This is a genomic window from Nocardiopsis sp. RV163 (assembly GCF_001029525.1).
In the GTDB taxonomy this organism is placed as follows: Bacteria; Actinomycetota; Actinomycetes; order Streptosporangiales; family Streptosporangiaceae; genus Nocardiopsis; species Nocardiopsis dassonvillei.
In genome coordinates, this window is record NZ_LEKI01000133.1 from 1 (window position 1) to 16,300 (window position 16,300).

13 protein-coding genes are annotated in these 16,300 nt (G+C 74.3%); 7 read left to right on the plus strand and 6 right to left on the minus strand.

Annotated features, from left to right (window positions below; translation table 11 throughout):
• Positions 1 to 190 precede the first annotated feature (190 nt).
• Together ABD54_RS20290 and ABD54_RS20295 are read left to right on the plus strand one after the other, a co-directional pair.
• Positions 191 to 994 carry an alpha/beta hydrolase gene (locus ABD54_RS20290; RefSeq protein ID WP_047871101.1) on the plus strand — a complete coding sequence of 268 codons (804 nt, stop codon included), beginning with the start codon at positions 191 to 193 and terminating at the stop codon, positions 992 to 994.
• Between the two features lie 56 nt (positions 995 to 1,050).
• Positions 1,051 to 2,406, plus strand: a complete 1,356-nt coding sequence (locus tag ABD54_RS20295; RefSeq protein ID WP_200904153.1) for an MFS transporter — start codon at positions 1,051 to 1,053, stop codon at positions 2,404 to 2,406.
• 53 nt (positions 2,407 to 2,459) lie between these two features.
• Here ABD54_RS20295 and ABD54_RS20300 read toward each other — a convergent pair whose 3' ends face one another.
• The 3 genes from ABD54_RS20300 to ABD54_RS20310 all read right to left on the minus strand — a co-directional run bounded on the left by ABD54_RS20300 (position 2,460) and on the right by ABD54_RS20310 (position 5,121).
• Positions 2,460 to 3,428 carry a hypothetical protein gene (locus ABD54_RS20300; RefSeq protein ID WP_047871102.1) on the minus strand — a complete coding sequence of 323 codons (969 nt, stop codon included), beginning with the start codon at positions 3,426 to 3,428 and terminating at the stop codon, positions 2,460 to 2,462.
• A gap of 243 nt (positions 3,429 to 3,671) precedes the next feature.
• On the minus strand, positions 3,672 to 4,226 hold the full coding sequence (gene def / locus ABD54_RS20305; RefSeq protein WP_047871103.1) for a peptide deformylase: 555 nt from the start codon (positions 4,224 to 4,226) through the stop codon (positions 3,672 to 3,674).
• A gap of 79 nt (positions 4,227 to 4,305) precedes the next feature.
• Entirely contained in the window at positions 4,306 to 5,121 is an 816-nt protein-coding gene (locus tag ABD54_RS20310; RefSeq protein WP_047871104.1) for a nucleotidyltransferase domain-containing protein, read from the minus strand.
• A gap of 856 nt (positions 5,122 to 5,977) precedes the next feature.
• Here ABD54_RS20310 and ABD54_RS20315 point away from each other — a divergent pair.
• Complete coding sequence (locus tag ABD54_RS20315) at positions 5,978 to 6,655, plus strand: sirohydrochlorin chelatase (RefSeq protein ID WP_047871105.1); 678 nt, start codon at positions 5,978 to 5,980, stop codon at positions 6,653 to 6,655.
• 366 nt (positions 6,656 to 7,021) lie between these two features.
• Complete coding sequence (locus tag ABD54_RS20320) at positions 7,022 to 7,951, plus strand: aminoglycoside phosphotransferase family protein (RefSeq protein WP_047871106.1); 930 nt, start codon at positions 7,022 to 7,024, stop codon at positions 7,949 to 7,951.
• 51 nt (positions 7,952 to 8,002) lie between these two features.
• On the opposite strand, the gene ABD54_RS20325 is transcribed toward ABD54_RS20320, so the two are convergent.
• Together ABD54_RS20325 and ABD54_RS20330 are read right to left on the minus strand one after the other, a co-directional pair.
• A complete protein-coding gene (locus tag ABD54_RS20325) occupies positions 8,003 to 8,698 on the minus strand; it encodes a response regulator (RefSeq protein WP_047871107.1) in 696 nt (231 codons plus the stop codon).
• Complete coding sequence (locus ABD54_RS20330) at positions 8,679 to 11,231, minus strand: ATP-binding protein (protein WP_082166913.1); 2,553 nt, start codon at positions 11,229 to 11,231, stop codon at positions 8,679 to 8,681. Before ABD54_RS20330 ends, ABD54_RS20325 begins: the two co-directional genes overlap by 20 nt.
• 446 nt (positions 11,232 to 11,677) lie before the next feature.
• Between ABD54_RS20330 and ABD54_RS29135 the strand changes: the two genes are divergently transcribed.
• Positions 11,678 to 12,385: a hypothetical protein gene (locus ABD54_RS29135; RefSeq protein ID WP_268778198.1), complete on the plus strand. Its 708-nt coding sequence runs from the start codon at positions 11,678 to 11,680 to the stop codon at positions 12,383 to 12,385.
• A gap of 48 nt (positions 12,386 to 12,433) precedes the next feature.
• On the opposite strand, the gene ABD54_RS20340 is transcribed toward ABD54_RS29135, so the two are convergent.
• Positions 12,434 to 14,044 (minus strand): FAD-binding oxidoreductase, encoded by a 1,611-nt coding sequence (locus tag ABD54_RS20340; RefSeq protein WP_200904154.1) that lies wholly within the window; start codon positions 14,042 to 14,044, stop codon positions 12,434 to 12,436.
• A 17-nt stretch (positions 14,045 to 14,061) separates the two neighbouring features.
• Between ABD54_RS20340 and ABD54_RS20345 the strand changes: the two genes are divergently transcribed.
• Entirely contained in the window at positions 14,062 to 14,664 is a 603-nt protein-coding gene (locus ABD54_RS20345) for a TetR/AcrR family transcriptional regulator (RefSeq protein WP_047871111.1), read from the plus strand.
• Positions 14,661 to 16,196, plus strand: a complete 1,536-nt coding sequence (locus tag ABD54_RS20350) for a glycerol-3-phosphate dehydrogenase/oxidase (RefSeq protein ID WP_047871112.1) — start codon at positions 14,661 to 14,663, stop codon at positions 16,194 to 16,196. Before ABD54_RS20345 ends, ABD54_RS20350 begins: the two co-directional genes overlap by 4 nt.
• Positions 16,197 to 16,300: the final 104 nt, after the last annotated feature.

The window sequence follows — 16,300 nt, forward strand, 5'->3', positions numbered from 1 at the left end:
GGCCCCTCCCCTCCCACCTGACGCCGGAAGACCCCTCCCGCGACGGCCTCCCGGGCGGCGACCGCCGCGGGGAGGACCCCGCGCAACGCCGCCTGTACCCCGACGAGCGGATCGACCGCCGTTACGGTGACGGAAACACCACACCGGGGTCCGCCCCCGACCGCTGGAGCTGATCGGGCACGATAGTGGGGTGTCCGACGCCACTGACCGCCCGCGCGCCCAACCCCGTGAACACCGTTACCGGCTGACCACCTCCGACGGGGTCGGCATCGACGCCGTGCTCCTGCGCCGCGCCGGGCCCCGCACCACCGCCGTGATCCTCGCCAACGGGTTCACCGGAACCCACCGCAACCCGAGCACGCGTGCCGTCGCCGAAGCGCTGCTCCCGTTCGGCGACGTGATGACCTTCGACTTCCGCGGCCACCACGGCTCCGGCGGGCTCAGCACCGTCGGCAACGCGGAGATCCACGACCTGGAGGCGGTCGCCGTCCGCCTGCGCGAACTCGGCTACACCTCCCTCTCGACCGTGGGGTTCTCGATGGGCGCGGCCGTCGCGATCCGGCACGCCGCAATCTACGGCGGAATGGACGCGGTGGTCTCGGTCAGCGGTCCCAGCCGCTGGTACTACAGGGGGACGCGCGCCATGCGGCTGCTCCACCTGGGCATCGGCCGCAGAGCCGGGCGCCTGTTCCTGCGCGGCTTTCGCAAGGTCAGGGTCGTCGACAAGGAGTGGGACCCCGTACCCGCCGAACCCCGGGAGATCGCCGGGGAGGTCTCCCCGACGCCCCTGCTGGTCGTGCACGGCGACTCCGACGCCTACTTCCCCGTCTCCCACGCCACCGCCATCCACGACGCCGCCCGGGAGCCGCGAGACCTGTGGATCATCCCGGGGATGGGGCACGCCGAACGGGCCGTGACCCCGGAGCTGAGCGCGCGCGTCCGCGACTGGCTCACGGACAAGGTCGGCGGCGGGAACGCCCGAGCGGGCGGCTGATCAGGGCGGACCGGCACCGCGTCGACAGGTGTGCGCGTGTCGGCTAGAAAGGACGGATGATCCGATCTCGTTCGTCCTCACCCGGGAACGGAACACCGTGGGCGGCGGCCCCGACCGGGGCGGCGGCCCACGGAAGCGGTACCACCGGCGCCACTCCGCCCGCCCTCCCCGGTCTGCGCGGACGGGGCTTCGCCCTGCTCATCGCGGCGACCGCGGTCGGCCTCTGCGGCTTCGCCGCCGTACTGCCCCTGGTCCCCCTGTGGGCCATCCGGGGCGGGGCGGGGGAGTTCGGAGCCGGGAGCACCACCGCCGTCTTCATGCTCACCACCGTGCTCACCCAGCTCGCCATGCCCTGGCTGCTGGAGAGGGGCGGCTACCGCTGGGCGTTCCCGGTGGGCGCCCTGGTGATGGGACTGCCCACCCCGCTGTTCGCCCTGACCGCCGACCTGGGCCCGCTGGTGGCCGTCTCGGCGGTGCGCGGCGTCGGCTTCGGCATGGTCAGCGTCGTCGGAACCGTGCTCGCCGCCCGCCTGGTCCCGCACCACCAGGTCGGCCGGGCCACCGGCTACTACGGGCTGGCGGTCGGCCTGCCCCAGGTGCTCATCCTGCCCGGCGGCGTGGCGCTGGCCCTCAACATCGGCTTCGACACCGCCTTCTGGCTCACCGGTCTGTGCTCGGTCCTGGGCGGGGCCCTGGCCTGGGGCATCTGGTACGCCGACGGCGGCCGCAACCGGGCGGCGCTGCGAAGCACGGTCCGGATCGCCGCCCCCGGCCCGGACCCCGCCCCGGCCGGTGACCCCGCCTCGGACGCGTCCGCGGGCCGCCCGCCGCTGCGCGCGCTGGCGGCCCCGCTGGTGCTCATGCTGCTGGCCGCCTCGTCGGCCAGTGCGATCATCACCTTCCTGGCCGTCCCCCTGGAGCGGGCGGCGTGGCTGGTGGGCGGCGCCCTGGCCGCCTACGCGCTGGCGGTGGTGGTGGGTCGGTGGACCGCTGGGATGCTGCACGACCGCCACCGGCACACCCTCCTGCTGCTGCCGGGCATGGTCGGCGCGGTCGCGGGGATGGCCCTGGTCACCGCCGCGCTGTGGTCGGTCGGGGACGCGCCGGGCGCCGGGACGGCGCTGCTGGTGCTCCTGGGGGCGGCCGTGTTCGGCCTCGGCTTCGGCGCGGTCCAGAACGAGACCGTCGTCCTCATGCTGAACCGCGCCGGTCCTGCCGGGTACGGCCGGGCCAGCGCGGTGTGGAACATCGGCTACGACGCGGGTTCGGGAGCCGGGGCGGTGACCCTGGGACTGCTGATCCAGTTGACCGGGTACGGGCCGGCGTTCGCGGTCACGGCTGTGGCGCTGCTGGCCTCGGTGCCGCTCGCACTCGGCGGGCGCGCGGGGCGCGGGGGCCGCGTGCCCGGCTGATCCCGGCCGCTCCGGCAGGGCTCAGCCGTGGCGGGGCCGCCCGCCCCGGACGGCTAGTACGACGAGATGTGCACGTGGTCGTAGTGGTTCTGGGTGTTGTCGCCCCGGTCCTCCATCCACTTCCACTGACGGGAAGCGGAGTGCCAGATCTGCTGCTCCCAGATGATGTACTTGATGCCCAGCCGGTCGGCGTTGTCGATCCCGTACTGGGAGATCTGCGAGCCCAGGGACTGGTTGGCGGCCGAGGGCAGCGCGCCGCCCGCGCTCATCATGAAGTCGCAGGCCCGTCCCACGCCGTGGTCGTCGGCGCTGGAGCGCAGGCAGCTGACGGGGTAGGGGGCGCCGAAGTTCTGCACGATCTCGTCGCGGATGGCCGCCATGCGCGGTGTGGCCCCGCCCCAGCCCCAGCCCTGCGCGCTGGCCGGGATGCTGCCGTCGCCCGGGGTCTCGGGGATCTGCTCCGCCTCGTACTCCTCGATCTTGGCCTCGACCTCTTCGCGCTCCTCCTCCAGCGTCTCGACGAGCTCCTCGGCCTCGGCCAGCTCGGTCTGGAGCTCCTCGTTGACCAGGGCGGCCTCGTCCCGTGTCTGGATGAGGTCGTAGATCTGCTCGGACTGGCTCTGTCCGAGGTAGTTCAGCGTCGCGGCGTCGGCGAACATGCTCTCGGGGTCGCTGGAGAAGATCACCTGGAACGCCGGGTCGAGGCCGCCGCCGCTCTTGTACTGGGTGGAGGCGATGGTGGACACACCGCTCCGGGAGGCCTCCAGCCGCCCCTCGACCTCCTCCAGGTCCTCCTCGGCCTTCTCCACGCGGTCCTTGATCTCGTTGAACTGGAGGAGCTCGCCGTCGTAGCTCTCCTCCAGCTCCTCGGCCCGCCGGTTCAGTTCGTCGATGTCCACGTCGTCGTTGTCCGGCTCCGCCAGCGCCGTTCCGGGCAGGGCGACCAGCAGGGCCGCCGCCAGGGCGGCGAGGGGCAGGGCGGCGCGCCTGCCGCGCGCGGATGAGGGAGGAGTGGGTGTCATGTCTGCTCCGAGGATGGTCCGAGCGCATCCGGTTGGCCTGCGGTGCGTGAAGGGGGGAGCCGCGGCGACGGGAGATGCTCAGCAGACCATACGAGATCTTGGCGTTACATGCCTAGTGCGTTACTCACGTGACTTGGGAGACTGTGCGGGGATGTGTCCGAAGATACCCGCAGCCGGGGACCGGACCGGCCCCCGGCCGATCGTTCCGGCTCCGGGCGCACCGGAGGCGGCGCCGGGAGCCGCTCAGCTCGCGCCGCCGAAGGCGCTGGGCAGTCGGACGCCCGCGGGCTCGGGGGGCCCGGCGGGCATGAACCAGTCCGAGCGGCGGATGTCGCGCAGGGCCTGTTTGCGCGTCTCCGGTGCCAGGCGCTCGATGTAGACCATGCCGTCGAGGTGGTCGGTCTCGTGCTGGAGGCAGCGGGCCATCAGCCCCGTGCCCTCCACGGTGACCGGCTCGTTGCGCAGGTCCACGCCCGTGACGACGGCGCGCTCGGCCCGTGCCGCCGGGTACCACAGCCGGGGGACCGACAGGCAGCCCTCGTCGCCCTCCTGGACCTCCTCCGACAGCTCGGCGATCCTCGGGTTGATCACGTAGCCGATCCGGCCCTCGACGTTGTAGCTGAACACGCGCAGGCCCACACCGATCTGGTTGGCGGCCAGACCCGCCCGCCCGGGGGCCTCGACCGTCTCCAGGAGGTCGTCCACCAGCGCCCGGGTGTGCTTGTCGAAGCGGGTGACGGGTGTGGTGGGCGTGACGAGGACGGGGTCGCCGAAACGGACGATGGGGCGCATGGTCATGTGCCCCAGGGTAGTCGGGAGCGTGCTCCCGGCGGTACGGAAGCGGAGGATCCGGACCCCGCGGGCTGCCCCGGGCGGCTCAGGCCGCGGCCAGGCCGGGGCGCAGGGAGTCGTCCAGCACCATCTCGATGTAGTCCAGGGCGGCCCTGCGCCGGGCCAGCGCGCTCTCGTACAGGGAGGGCGCGCTGGTGTTGCGCCGCACGCGCAGGCACTCGTTGACGATGCGCTGCCACCGGTCGGGGAAGGCGTGCAGGGCGTAGGCGCCCGCGCTGGTCTTGGAGGTGATCTCCCCGGTCTTGAGGGTGAAGTGCAGGCGGCTGACGCTCAGCACGCTCCAGGAGGGCGCCAGGGAGCCCAGGACGGCCAGGCCGCGCGGCGTGACCAGACGGCCCGCCTTCTCGCGCCAGCGCCGCCACTGCTCGTCCAGGGAGCCCAGCGACCAGGCGCGCAGGCTCTCGGGCTCGTCCCACACGTCCAGTTCGAGCGGGTGCGGGCCGCGCACGGCCACGCCGTGCTCGGCGAGGATGTGCCACGTGACGGGGTTGACGTCGGCGCTGGCCCGGTTGCGGAACCGGCCGCCGATCACCGAGGCGACCGGGCCGCAGGCCGCGGGGTCGCGGGTGAGGTCGTCCCAGGTGACGTGGATGCCGTTGAACTGGGGTCCGGCGGCGGCGGCGCGGGTGCGCGCGTGGACGCCTCGCAGCAGCTCCAGCTCGCGCCTGCCGGGCGTGTGGCCTGTGACGATCACGAAGTCGACGTCGCTGGCGTGCGGGCGGAAGTCGCCGAGGGCGACCGAACCGGTCAGGTAGAGGCCTTCGACCAGGCCGGGGGCCTCCTGGTCGGCGTACGCGAGAAAGGTCTGGGCCAGCGTCTGCACCCGAGGGTGGACGGCCATGCTCACTCCAGTCTGGATGGTTCGGTGCGGATCTGGGGGCGCGCTCCGTCCGGAGGTGCGGAGTCCGGTCGGGCTACGGCCCGGAGCGTTCCCGCGGCGTGTGCCGCCTGCGAGTACGCGCTCCATCGGTACCAAGTGTGAGCGGGCGGAGGGGTTCATGGCAAGTGATCGCGCCGGACCCGCATCCTGTCCCCCCACGTCAGGTGGTGTGCGGCTATGAGGGCTTGGGGGAGTGCGCACCCTTGACAGCGAGCGGTGCGATGTGCAAACGGGCCTCGCGCGCGTGCGGGGCGGTCCGGACCGGCCGGAGCGGGGCGCGACGGCCGGGCGGGGACGGGCGCCGGCGGAAAACGGTGCGCTCCGAAGGCGGGCGAAAATCCGAGTCCCCTCAGGCAGGAAGGCCGCCGCACATTCCGCCGCACGTGCATCCGCACTTGACGAATGCATGAAAAAATCTTTGTTGGGTATTTCTCTAGAGAGGTCGGGGCGAAAACGGTTATTCGCCCGCCGGGGAATGGGTGTGGTGTCCGCCATATCCCGCAGGGGGCCGGTTCCGGGACGGGGAGGGGGGAGCGGTTCGTCGGAGCAGGTAGGAGTGGTCGCCTCTCTCGGTCCCAAGGATAGTCCCTTCGTCCTCCCGGGCCCGTGAGTCCTACACCACTCTCCGCGGAAGTGGACACGTCCCGTTTTTTCGGCGATTGTTATGGTTCACGCAGACCTCCGGTGGTCATAACCACCACAGCCATTGTTCGCTTTTTTCCTCCGCGTAACACCGCACAACCCCCGTGAAACTGAGCCGCTTTACGCTCGGCGGGCAAGGGCAGTTCCCCCCTCAGATGTACCGAAGGAGACGTGCATGGTCCCGACGATGGTCCTCGTAGCCGACGACTCACGTGACACCCACCGCCGGGACGCCCTCTGGGGCCTGGCCGAAGCGGTGGCGAGCAGGGGAGAGGTGCCGGTGACCCCGGCCTTCGGCAGCCCCGACGACGTCGCCGCCACCGTCCACTCCGTCAGGGGGCCCAAGGTGGTCGTCCCCGCCTTCGTCGCGGGCGGCGACGTCGCCAGCGCCCGCCTGCTCACCCGGCTCCGCCTCGGCCGTACGAGCGACGCCTGCCAGACCCCGCCCCTGGGCGCGGTCCCGTCGATCGTGGCCGACCTGGCCGGGCGGCTGGCCGACTCCGGCTGGGGATCCTCCGACGGCGTGGTCCTGGCCGCCGACGGCACCACCGGCACCGAGGAGCGCCAGGTCGTCATGGACGTGGCGCGCATGCTCAGCCGTCGCCTCGACTCCCCGGTCCAGGTGGGCTACCTGCGTACCTGGGCGCCCTCGGTGGCCGACGCCGTCGACCGGCTGCGCCGCCACGGCCAGGACAACGTCGCCGTCGCCGCGTGGAGACTCGTGGACGGCCCCGACTTCGACCTGCTGCGCGGCCTGGACGTCACCGCGATCACCGAGCCCCTGTGGCCCTCCGAGCTGGTCGTGGACACCCTGCTCGCCCAGCACCGGGCGGTCAGGGGGCGCCTGGCCTGAGACCGCGGTTCCCGGCGGGCAGACGCCGAGGGTGACACCGTCGACCACGCGGGTCATCGGAGGAGTCCGGGGCGCCGCGGAGCCGTTACCGGGAGCGCGCGGATGGGTAGGGGGCAAACGGGCGGGAACTCCCCGCACCCACAAACACGGTATCCGTAACGCGCCGCCTTCCGCACGGCGCGGCAGCGACCGGACGCGACTCCTCCGGCGGCCCCCTTCTCCACCCGTCGGCGCGGAGGTTCCCCCGCGACCGGTCCGGGACCCGAACAGAGCCGGCGCGCCGCGGACCGTGCGCTCCGCGGTTCCGCCGATCCGTGAGGGCCCGCCCCGAACCGTCATCGACGCGAGCGAACCTAAGGTGGATGTATGAACGACGTCACAGCGCAGTTCGTCGATGGCCGGCAGCGTCGGCGTCTGGAACGGCGCTTCGGCAGCCACGTCGGCGAGTGGCTGACCGAACTCCCCGGAATCGTCTCCGGGCTCGCCTCCGAGTGGGGGCTGACCGTCGAGGGCCCGGCCCCCCACGGCCGGACCTCCGTCGTGGTCTGCGTCGTGCGCCCGGAGGGCGACCGCGCGGTCCTCAAGCTCTCCCCGGACACCGGCCTCGCCGCGTCCGAGGCACGGGTGCTGCGGATGTGGGAGAGCTCCGGGCGCGTGCCCCGGGTGTGGGAGGTCGACAACGCCCGTGGAGCCATCCTCATGGAGTGGATCGACGGCGACACCGTCGCGGAGGGCGGGAGGGTGCCGCCGATGGAGACCATCGGCGCGCTCATCTCCCAGCTGCACTCCGTCGAGGTGCCCCGGCGCGAACTGCTCGAACTGCGCCCGCTGACCTCGCGGGTGCAGTTCGTCTTCGACCTGTGGAACCGCGAGCGCGCCGAGGGGCCCGCTGCCGAGGTGGTGTCCGCGTCCGCCATGCACCAGGGCTTCTGCCGGGCCCGCGACCTGGCCAACGGCACGGTGGACATCGTGCCCGTCCACGGCGACCTGCACCCGGGCAACGTCATCGACGGCGGCCGGCGCGGTCTGGTGGCCGTCGACCCGCGCGCCTGCCTGGGCGACGCCGCGGTCGACGCCGTCGACTGGACCCTGTGGAAGGCCACCAGCCTGCCCGAGGTGGTGCGGCGAGTGGACGTGCTCTCCGGTGTCCTGGGCGTGGACGGCGACCGGATGATGGCGTGGGCGCGCGCGTTCGCGCCCTGCCTGGCGGTGGCCAAGGCCAACCGCGGCCAAGGCGGCACCGACGAGTTCGACATGCTCATCGAGCTCTCGGAGGGGGAGGCCTTCGTCCTGTGACCCGTGCCGGGCGGCCCCTGCGGCCGACCGCCCCGGCACGCGCCGACGGGTTCAGCCCTCCGGTTGGGCCGAGCCGGCCCTCTCGAAGCGGTAGCCCCGGCCCGCCTCCGTGATCAGGTAACGCGGGCACGCCGGGTCGGGCTCCAGCTTGCGGCGCAACTGCGCCATGTACACCCGCAGGTAGTTGGTCTCGCTCTGGTAGGCCGGGCCCCACACGTCGTGCAGGAGCTGGCGCTGGCTGACGAGCTGGCCCGCGTGCCTGGCCAGGATCTCCAGGATGTGCCACTCCGTCGGCGTGAGCCTGACCTCCTCGCCCTCCCGCAGCACCCGCTTGGCGCCCAGGTCCACTGTGAAGGAGGGCGTGCGCACCACCGGGGCCTCGTCCACGCGCAACGACCGCCGCTCCGCCGCGCGCATGCGGGCGAGCAGCTCGTCCATCCCGAACGGCTTGGTGACGTAGTCGTCGGCGCCCGAGTCCAGGCATCGCACCTTCTCCCCGGCCGAGTGACGCGCCGACAGCACGATGATCGGCACCTGCGACCAGCCGCGCAGCCGCTGTATGACCTCCATGCCCTCCATGTCGGGCAGACCCAGGTCGAGCAGGACCACGTCGGGGTGGTTGTCCGCGGCCAGCCGCAGCGCGGACGCCCCGTCGGCCGCGGTGTCCACGTCGTGCCCGCGCGCCCGCAGGTTGATCCGCATGGCCCGGATGATCTGCATGTCGTCGTCAACGACCAGGACCCGCATCGGTCCCCTCCCCGTCTCCGGTGTCCGTCTCGCTCTTCTCCACAGCACGGAGCGTGAACACCATGGTCAGGCCGCCACCGGGCGTGTCCTCGGGGTCGAGCCTGCCGTGCATCGCCTCAACGAAACCACGTGCGACCGCCAGGCCCAGACCCACCCCCGTGCCCTGGGGGGCGTCGCCCAGGCGCTGGAAGGCCTCGAACATGCGCTGTTTGCCCTCGTCGGAGACCCCGGGCCCGCGGTCCACCACGCGCAGTTGGACGCTGTCGCCGTGCGCGCTCGCCGAGACCAGCACCGGCAGGCGCGGGTCCGGGTTGTACCGGACCGCGTTGGAGATCACGTTGGCCACCGCCCGCTCCAGCAGCCCGGCGTCGGCGCGGACGCGGGGCAGTCGGTCGGGCACGTCCACCACGACCGCCTCGTGCGGCAGACCCAGCAGGGTGACGGGCACGACCTCCTCCAGACCCACCGCGCGGAGCTTGGGGCGCACGTTGTCGGTGTGCACCCGGCTCATGTCCAGCAGGTTGTCGATCAGCCGGTTGAGCCGGTCGGTGGACTCCTCCACCGTCTCCAGCAGGTCCTCGCGATCCTCCTCGGTGAGGGTGATGTCGGTGGCGCGCAGGCTCGACAGGCTCGCCTTGATCGAGGTCAGCGGGGTGCGCAGGTCGTGCGAGACCGCTGCCAGCAGCGCCGTGCGGATACGGTTGCCCGCCACCTGGCCGCGCGCCTCGGCCGCGTCCCACTCCAGCCTCTGGTGCTCCAGCGCGATGCCGATGTGCGCGGCGAAGGCCCGCAGCACGCCCCTGTCGGCGGCGGGCAGCACCCGGCCGCGCAGCGCCAACGCCAGGTTGTCGGAGATCGAGACCAGGACGTCGGACTCCTCGGGGGACTCGCACGCAGGGGCTCCGACGCTGTGCGCCGCCCGCCAGCGCTCGTCGTCCAGCCGCTCCAGCAGGGTCGCCGACTGCTGCCCGAAGGTCTCCCGGATCCGCCGCAGCAGGGCCTGGAGGGGCTCCTTGCCCGCCAGGACGCTGCTGGCCAGCAGCGTCACCGCGTCGGCCTCGGCCCGGGCGCGCGCGGCCTGCGCCGACCGGCGCGCCGCCATCTCCACCACGATCGCCACCAGTGCGCCCACCAGGGCGAACGCGGTCAGCGCCAGTATGTTGTCCAGCGACACCGGAGGGCGCCCGTGCAGTGGGGACAGCAGCACGGTGAGCAGCACCGCGCTCCACAGCGCCGACACCAGGGCGGGGCGCAGGCCGCCCACCGCCGCGGTGGCCACGGTGGCCAGCAGCAGGAGCATCGCGTCCGAGGCCGCGCCCACGTTCTCGAACAGGGGCAGCGCCATCACCAGCGACAGCAGGGTGGGCGCCAGCAGCGCCAGCGACCAGCCGGTCACCCGGCGGTGCTCGCCCAGCCCCCGACCGGGCGGCGGCAGCGGCCACCGGCCGCTGCCCACCCGCTCGTGGGTGACGATGTGCACGTCGATGTCCCCGGAGTCGCGCGCCACGATCGCCCCGACCCCTGGGCCGAACACGTACTGCCAGGTCCGGCGGCGCGAGGAGCCCAGCACGATCTGGGTGGCCTGCACGCCCCGCGCGAACTCCAGCAGCCCGGTCGGAACGTCGTTGCCGACCACCTGGTGGTAGGTGCCGCCCAGTTCCACGAGCAGTCTGCGCTGCCGCAGCAGGTCGTCGGTGGGCGCCTGCGCCATGCCGTTGGGCGGCACCACGTGCACCGCCAGCAGGTGGCTGGGCTGCGGGTGCCCGCCCCGCGAACGGTCGGCCACGCGGGAGGCCCGCCGGATCAGCGTCTCGCCCTCGGGGCCGCCGGTGAGCGCCACCACGACCCGCTCCCGTGCCTCCCAGGTCCGCCGGATCTCGTGCTCGCCGCGGTAGCGGGCCAGGCTCTCCTCCACCCGGTCCGCGGTCCACAGCAGCGCCAGCTCGCGCAGCGCCGCCAGGTTGCCCTCCCGGTAGTAGTCGGCCAGGGCCGCGTCCACGCTCTCGGCCGGGTGGATGTCGCCGCGCGCCATCCTGCGGCGCAGCTCCTGGGGGGTGACGTCCACGAGTTCGACCTCCGCGGCGCGGCGCACCACGTGGTCGGGGACGGTCTGCCGGGGGCGCGCGCCGGTGATCTGGTGGACCACGTCGTTGAGGGACTCCAGGTGGTGGATGCCCACGGTGGACAGCACGTCGACGCCCGCCTCCAGCAACTCCTCCACGTCCTGCCAGCGGGTGGGGTTGGGCGAGCCGGGCGGGTTGGCGCGGGCGAGGTCGTCGACCAGCGCCGTCTGCGGAGCGCGCGCGATCACGGCCGCGGTGTCCACCGAACCGGACGGCAGCGGTGGAACCCGCTCCAGGCCCTCCAGGAGCGCGGAGGTCCGTGCCCGGCGGTGGGTGTGGGCGGCGGCGACCACGACGTCCGTGCCGCGCTCGGCCCGGCGGCGGGCCTCGGCCAGGGCGTTGTGCGTGGTGCCGACGCCCGGGGCCGATCCCAGGTAGATGCGGAGCTTTCCTCGTGCCACGGCATCCATTGTCGTGGCAGAGGAGGGCTGCCGCGGCCGGTTGCGGCCTCGGGCACGACGCGGCGGTCCCGGTCGGCGATACTGGGGGTGACATCCCGGCGCACCCGCCCGGGCGCCCCCACGGGGACGGGGCGGTGCCCGGCCGCCGCGCGCGGCCGACGAGCATTGGTGAGGAGGCGCGGCGTCCGTCCGCCGGGCGGGCCGACGCCGCGGAGCCGATGACCTATCCCCCCGACGACGGTTCGTTCCCCGGTCCCCCCGGCGGGGAGCCCTTCCCCGGACAGCCTGGACAGCCCCCTCCGGTACAGCCGCCCCGGTCGGGCTCTCCCGGGCGGCCGCAGCCGGGTCCGGGGACCACGGGCGGCTTCCCGGGGCCGCCGGGGCAGCCTCCGGGCGGTGGGCCGCCCCACGGACCCGGCCACTCCCACGTCCCGCCAGCCCAACCCGGGTACGGCGTGCCCGGGGGCGCGCCGCCGCCCGTCCCCGGCCACCCGGGGCGGCCCGGTCCGCCCCGGAGTCCCCGCAGGGGCCCGCTCGTCGGCGGCGCCGCCGCGGCGGTCCTGCTGGCGGTCTCCCTCGGCGTCGTGGTGTGGGACATCGCCGACGACCGCCCCTACGCGGAGCTGCCCGGCTGCGGACGGCTGCTGCCCGCCGAGCTGGTGGACTCCGTGCCCGGCACCGAGAGCCCCCGAGCCGAGGGCGAGTACACCGCCGTCGAGGACGACGAACCGGGGTACCTGGACGGGGAGGGCCTCCTGGGCTACCTCAGCTGCAGCGTCGGGAACGTCGACGGCTACCCCGTACACGTCATCGTCTCCCTCTTCGACTACGAGGACGGAGGGGAGGCCGTCGAGAGGCTCCACGGGGACCTGGAGGACGAACTCCGCGACCGTGAGGCGGGACACCACGCGGAGGAGGCGGCGGTCCTGGACTGGCGTCCCGTGTCCGCGGGCGACACCGGGTACGCGGTCCTCGTCGAGGGCGACGAGCACAGCGACGCGGACGCCTATGGCGCGGTGTTCTTCGCCACCGTCAACGTGACGGTCTCGGTCTCCTACACCCTCGGCGGCGACGAAGGCGTCGGCGCCGGGGCGCTGGACTTCCTCGCCGACTTCGCCGGACGGGTGGAGCGCCGGCTCTCCCGCGAGGGAGAACGGGCCTGAGGCGCTCCCGGGGGCGGGCGACCGCCCCCGGTCCCCGGCCGCAGCGCCCTACGGGGAGGGGATGAGCTTGCCCGGGTTCAGGATCCCCCGCGGGTCCAGCGCGGCCTTGACCGCGCGCAGCACCTCCCCGCCCAGGGGACCGATCTCCGAGGCCATCCACGGCAGGTGGTCGGTCCCCACCGCGTGGTGGTGGGTGATCGTCCCGCCGTTGGCGGCGATCGCCTCCGAGGCGGCCCGCTTGGCCCGTCCCCAGCGCTCCAGCGGCGCGGACCCGGCCGCCGTGACCACCGTGAAGTACAGCGAGGCGCCAGTGGGGTAGGTGTGCGACACGTGGCACATCACCACGGCGCCGCCCTCCCCGTCCTCCAGCGCCCCGGTGAGCGCGCCGGAGACCGCCGCGTACAGCGGGAGCAGGCCGCTCCACGGGGCGGCGGTCTCCAGGGTCTCTGCCAGCACCCCGGCCGACAGCAGGGAGTCGCGCAGGTAGGGCGCGGAGAACCTGTCGTCCCGCCAGCGCGCCACCGGCCCGGGGCCCAGCGGGGCGCCGCCCGCCCCGGCCATGGCCTCCCACGCCGAGGCCGCGCGGACCTCCACCTCGGCGCCGGTGCCCTCGAACCCCAGGACCGCCTGGCAGCCGGGCGCGGCCTCGTGTCCTCCCACGGCCGCTCCCACGAAGGTCTCCGCCTCGTCCAGGACCCGCGCCATGGTCGGCCGGATCCCGGACTGGGCCAGGGTCCGCAGCGCGCCCACTCCCGTCGCGAAGTCGGGGAAGGCCCACGCCTCGTCCAGGACGCGCTCGGGGCGGCGGCGGATCCGCAGCCCCACCTCGGTGATCACGCCCAGCGTCCCCTCCGATCCCAGCAGCAGGCGGCCCAGGTCCGGCCCGGCCGCCGATGCGGGCGGGCCGCCCGTGTCCAGGGTGCCGCGCGGGGTGGCCGCGCGCAGAGAGAGCACCATGTCCTCGAAGCGGCCGTACCCCGAGGATGCCTGTCCGCTGGAACGGGTGGCCGCGTAGCCGCCGACGCTCGCGTACTCGTAGCTCTGCGGCAGGTGTCCGAGCGTGCATCCGTGCTCGGCGAGCAGCGCCTCGGCGCGCGGGGTGCGCACGCCCGCGCCCAGGACGGCGGTCATGGACTCGGTGTCCACCGACACCAGCCGGTCCAGGCGGCGCAGGTCCAGGCTGACCACGGAGCGCAGGCCGCCGCGCAGGGGCGCGACCCCGCCCACGACGCTGGTGCCGCCGCCGAAGGGCACCACGGCCACGCGCTCGGCCGAGCACACCTCCAGGACGCGCCGGACCTGGTCGTGGTCGGCGGGGTACAGGACGGCGTCCGGCGCGGGGTCGGCCCTACCCGCGCGGCGCAGCAGCAGGTCGGGGGTGCTCTTACCGCCGCTGTGGCGAAGCCGGGCGGCGTCCCCCTCGTCCAGGTGGTCGGGCCCGACCGCACCGGCGAGCAGTCCGCGCAGCCGCTGGCCCAGCCGCGAGGGGGGCAGTTCCACCCGCTCCTCGGGGACGGGGGGCAGGTCCGCCAGAGGGGATCGCAGCACCTGGGAGACCAGCTCCCGCAGGCCGGGGTCCAGCGCGCGCGCCCGGGCGGGGTCGCCCCACCCGAACCAGCTCATCTCGGGCGCCGCCCCTGGGGAGGTGTCGTCAGTCATGCTCTACAGTTTTACATATGGCGTCAATACGTAACGTTGAAGACCGCATCCTGGACGCGGCCCGCGCCTGCGTCGAGGCGTTCGGGGTGCGCCGCACCACCCTGACCGACGTGGCGCGTCGCGCCGGGGTGAGCCGCCCCACCGTGTACCGGCGCTGGCCCGACGCGACCGCGCTCGTGGCCGACCTGCTCACCCGGGAGCTGCGGCGCGTCCTCGCGGATCAGGGGGAGGGCCCCGGCGGGCCCGCCGGGGAGGACGTGCGCGCCCGGCTGGTCCGGCACGCTGCCGGGGTCGCCCGCGCGCTGCTCGCCCATCCGCTGTTCGTCCGGATCGTGGACACCGAGCCCGAGCTCCTGGCCACCTACACCTTCCAGCGCCTGGGCGCCAGCCACCGCGCGGCCCTCGAACTGGTCGAGCCGGTCGTGGCCGAGGGCCAGCGCGACGGGTCGGTGCGCGCGGGAGACCCCGCGGTGCTGGCCCGCCTCGTGCTTGTCACCGTCCAGGGCACGGTCACCTCCCGCCGCCTGTTCGCCGACGTCACCGACGAGTCCGGCCTCGTCGACGAGCTCGCCGCCCTCCTGGACGGCTACCTCCGCCCGCCGAACCAGGAGAGCCCGTGAACCCCGAGGTCCGCACATCCTCCTCCCTCAACGCCTCCCGGCGCGCGGCCGACCTCGCCGCGCTGGAGCACGGCCCCCGGATCGACCTCCTCGTCGTCGGCGGGGGAGTGACGGGCGCCGGAGTCGCGCTCGACGCCGCCGCGCGCGGCCTGTCCACCGTCCTGGTCGAACGCCACGACCTGGCCTTCGGCACCAGCCGCTGGAGCTCCAAGCTGGTCCACGGCGGCCTGCGCTACCTGGCCAGGGGACAGGTCGCCATCGCCTACGAGAGCGCCCGCGAGCGCGACGTCCTCATGCGGGTCACCGCGCCCCACCTGGTGCGGCCCCTGCCCATGGTCGTCCCCGTCCACCGGGGGACCGGGCTCGCGCGCGCACTGCTCGTCCGCTCCGGGGCGGGCGCGGGCGACCTGCTGCGGATCATGGCCGGGACCCCCGGCGGCGTGCTTCCCCGGCCCCGCTTGGTCGGCCCGCACCAGACCCTGCGCCTGCTCCCGGCCGTCGCGCGTAGGGGGCTCCTCGGCGGCGTCGTCTCCTTCGACGGCCAGCTCGTGGACGACGCCCGCCTCGTGGTGGCCCTGGCCCGCACCGCCGCCCGCGAGGGCGCCCGGATCCTCACCCGCTGCTCGGCCGAGAGCCTGGCCGCCGACGGCGCCGTCCTGCGCGACGGGGTGACGGGCCGGATCGTCCCCGTGCGCCCGCGCGCGATCGTCAACGCCACCGGGGTCCACGCCGACCGGCTCGACCCCCACGTGCGGCTGAGCCCCAGCCGGGGCAGCCACCTGGTGCTCGACGGCGCGGCTCTGGGACGCCCCCGGGCCGCGCTCACCGTGCCGATCGACGGCGGCGCCAGCCGCTTCGTGTTCGCGCTGCCCCAGCCGGACGGCCGGGTCCTGGCCGGGCTCACCGACGAACCCGTGGACGGCCCCGTGCCGGACGTGCCCGAGGCGCTCGACGGCGACGTGGACTTCCTGCTGGGCCAGTTCAACCGGGCCCTGGAGACCCGCCTGGAGCGCGCTGACGTCCTGGGCGCCTTCGCCGGGCTGCGCCCGCTGGTGCACGGGGACGGGGAAAGCGCCGACCTGTCCCGCGAGCACGCCGTCACGGTCGCCCCGAACGGCACCGTCACCGTGGTCGGCGGCAAGCTCACCACCTACCGCGCCATGGCAGAGCAGGCAGTCGACGCCGCCGTGCGCTCCCGCGGGCTGTCCGCGGGCCCCTGCCGGACCCGCGCGCTGCCCCTGGTCGGCGCCGCCCCGCGCGAGGAACTCGACGCCGTTGCCGCCCCGCGCCGCCTGGTGGCCAGGTACGGCACCGAAGCGGTCGCCGTGCTGGCCGAGGCCGACGCCGCCCCGGAGCTGCTCGCCCCCATCGTCCGCGGGGTCACCGGGGCCGAACTCCGCTTCGGGGTGCGCCACGAGGGGGCCATGGACGCCGACGACCTGCTGGACCGCCGCACCAGGGTCGGGCTCGTCCCCGCCGAGCGCTCCGCGGCCGAGGCCGCCGCCCAGGAGGCGCTCGGGGCCGTGGGCTGAACGGCGGGCCGGACCGGGGGCGGCGGGCCGGAGAACGCGCGGGATTTCGGGGACTCACCACACCCGCATCCCCTGTCCCACAGGGTTCTGATCGCGTAAGGTCG

Coding starts and splice junctions, on each gene's coding strand:
- ABD54_RS20300 (WP_047871102.1), bottom strand. CDS start 3,428: ATGACACCCACTCCTCCCTCATCCGCGCGCGGCAGGCGCGCCGCCCTG.
- ABD54_RS20325 (WP_047871107.1), bottom strand. CDS start 8,698: ATGCGGGTCCTGGTCGTTGACGACGACATGCAGATCATCCGGGCCATG.
- ABD54_RS20320 (WP_047871106.1), top strand. CDS start 7,022: ATGAACGACGTCACAGCGCAGTTCGTCGATGGCCGGCAGCGTCGGCGT.
- ABD54_RS20315 (WP_047871105.1), top strand. CDS start 5,978: ATGGTCCCGACGATGGTCCTCGTAGCCGACGACTCACGTGACACCCAC.
- ABD54_RS20330 (WP_082166913.1), bottom strand. CDS start 11,231: ATGGATGCCGTGGCACGAGGAAAGCTCCGCATCTACCTGGGATCGGCC.
- ABD54_RS20340 (WP_200904154.1), bottom strand. CDS start 14,044: ATGACTGACGACACCTCCCCAGGGGCGGCGCCCGAGATGAGCTGGTTC.
- def (WP_047871103.1), bottom strand. CDS start 4,226: ATGACCATGCGCCCCATCGTCCGTTTCGGCGACCCCGTCCTCGTCACG.
- ABD54_RS20310 (WP_047871104.1), bottom strand. CDS start 5,121: ATGGCCGTCCACCCTCGGGTGCAGACGCTGGCCCAGACCTTTCTCGCG.
- ABD54_RS20295 (WP_200904153.1), top strand. CDS start 1,051: ATGATCCGATCTCGTTCGTCCTCACCCGGGAACGGAACACCGTGGGCG.
- ABD54_RS20345 (WP_047871111.1), top strand. CDS start 14,062: ATGGCGTCAATACGTAACGTTGAAGACCGCATCCTGGACGCGGCCCGC.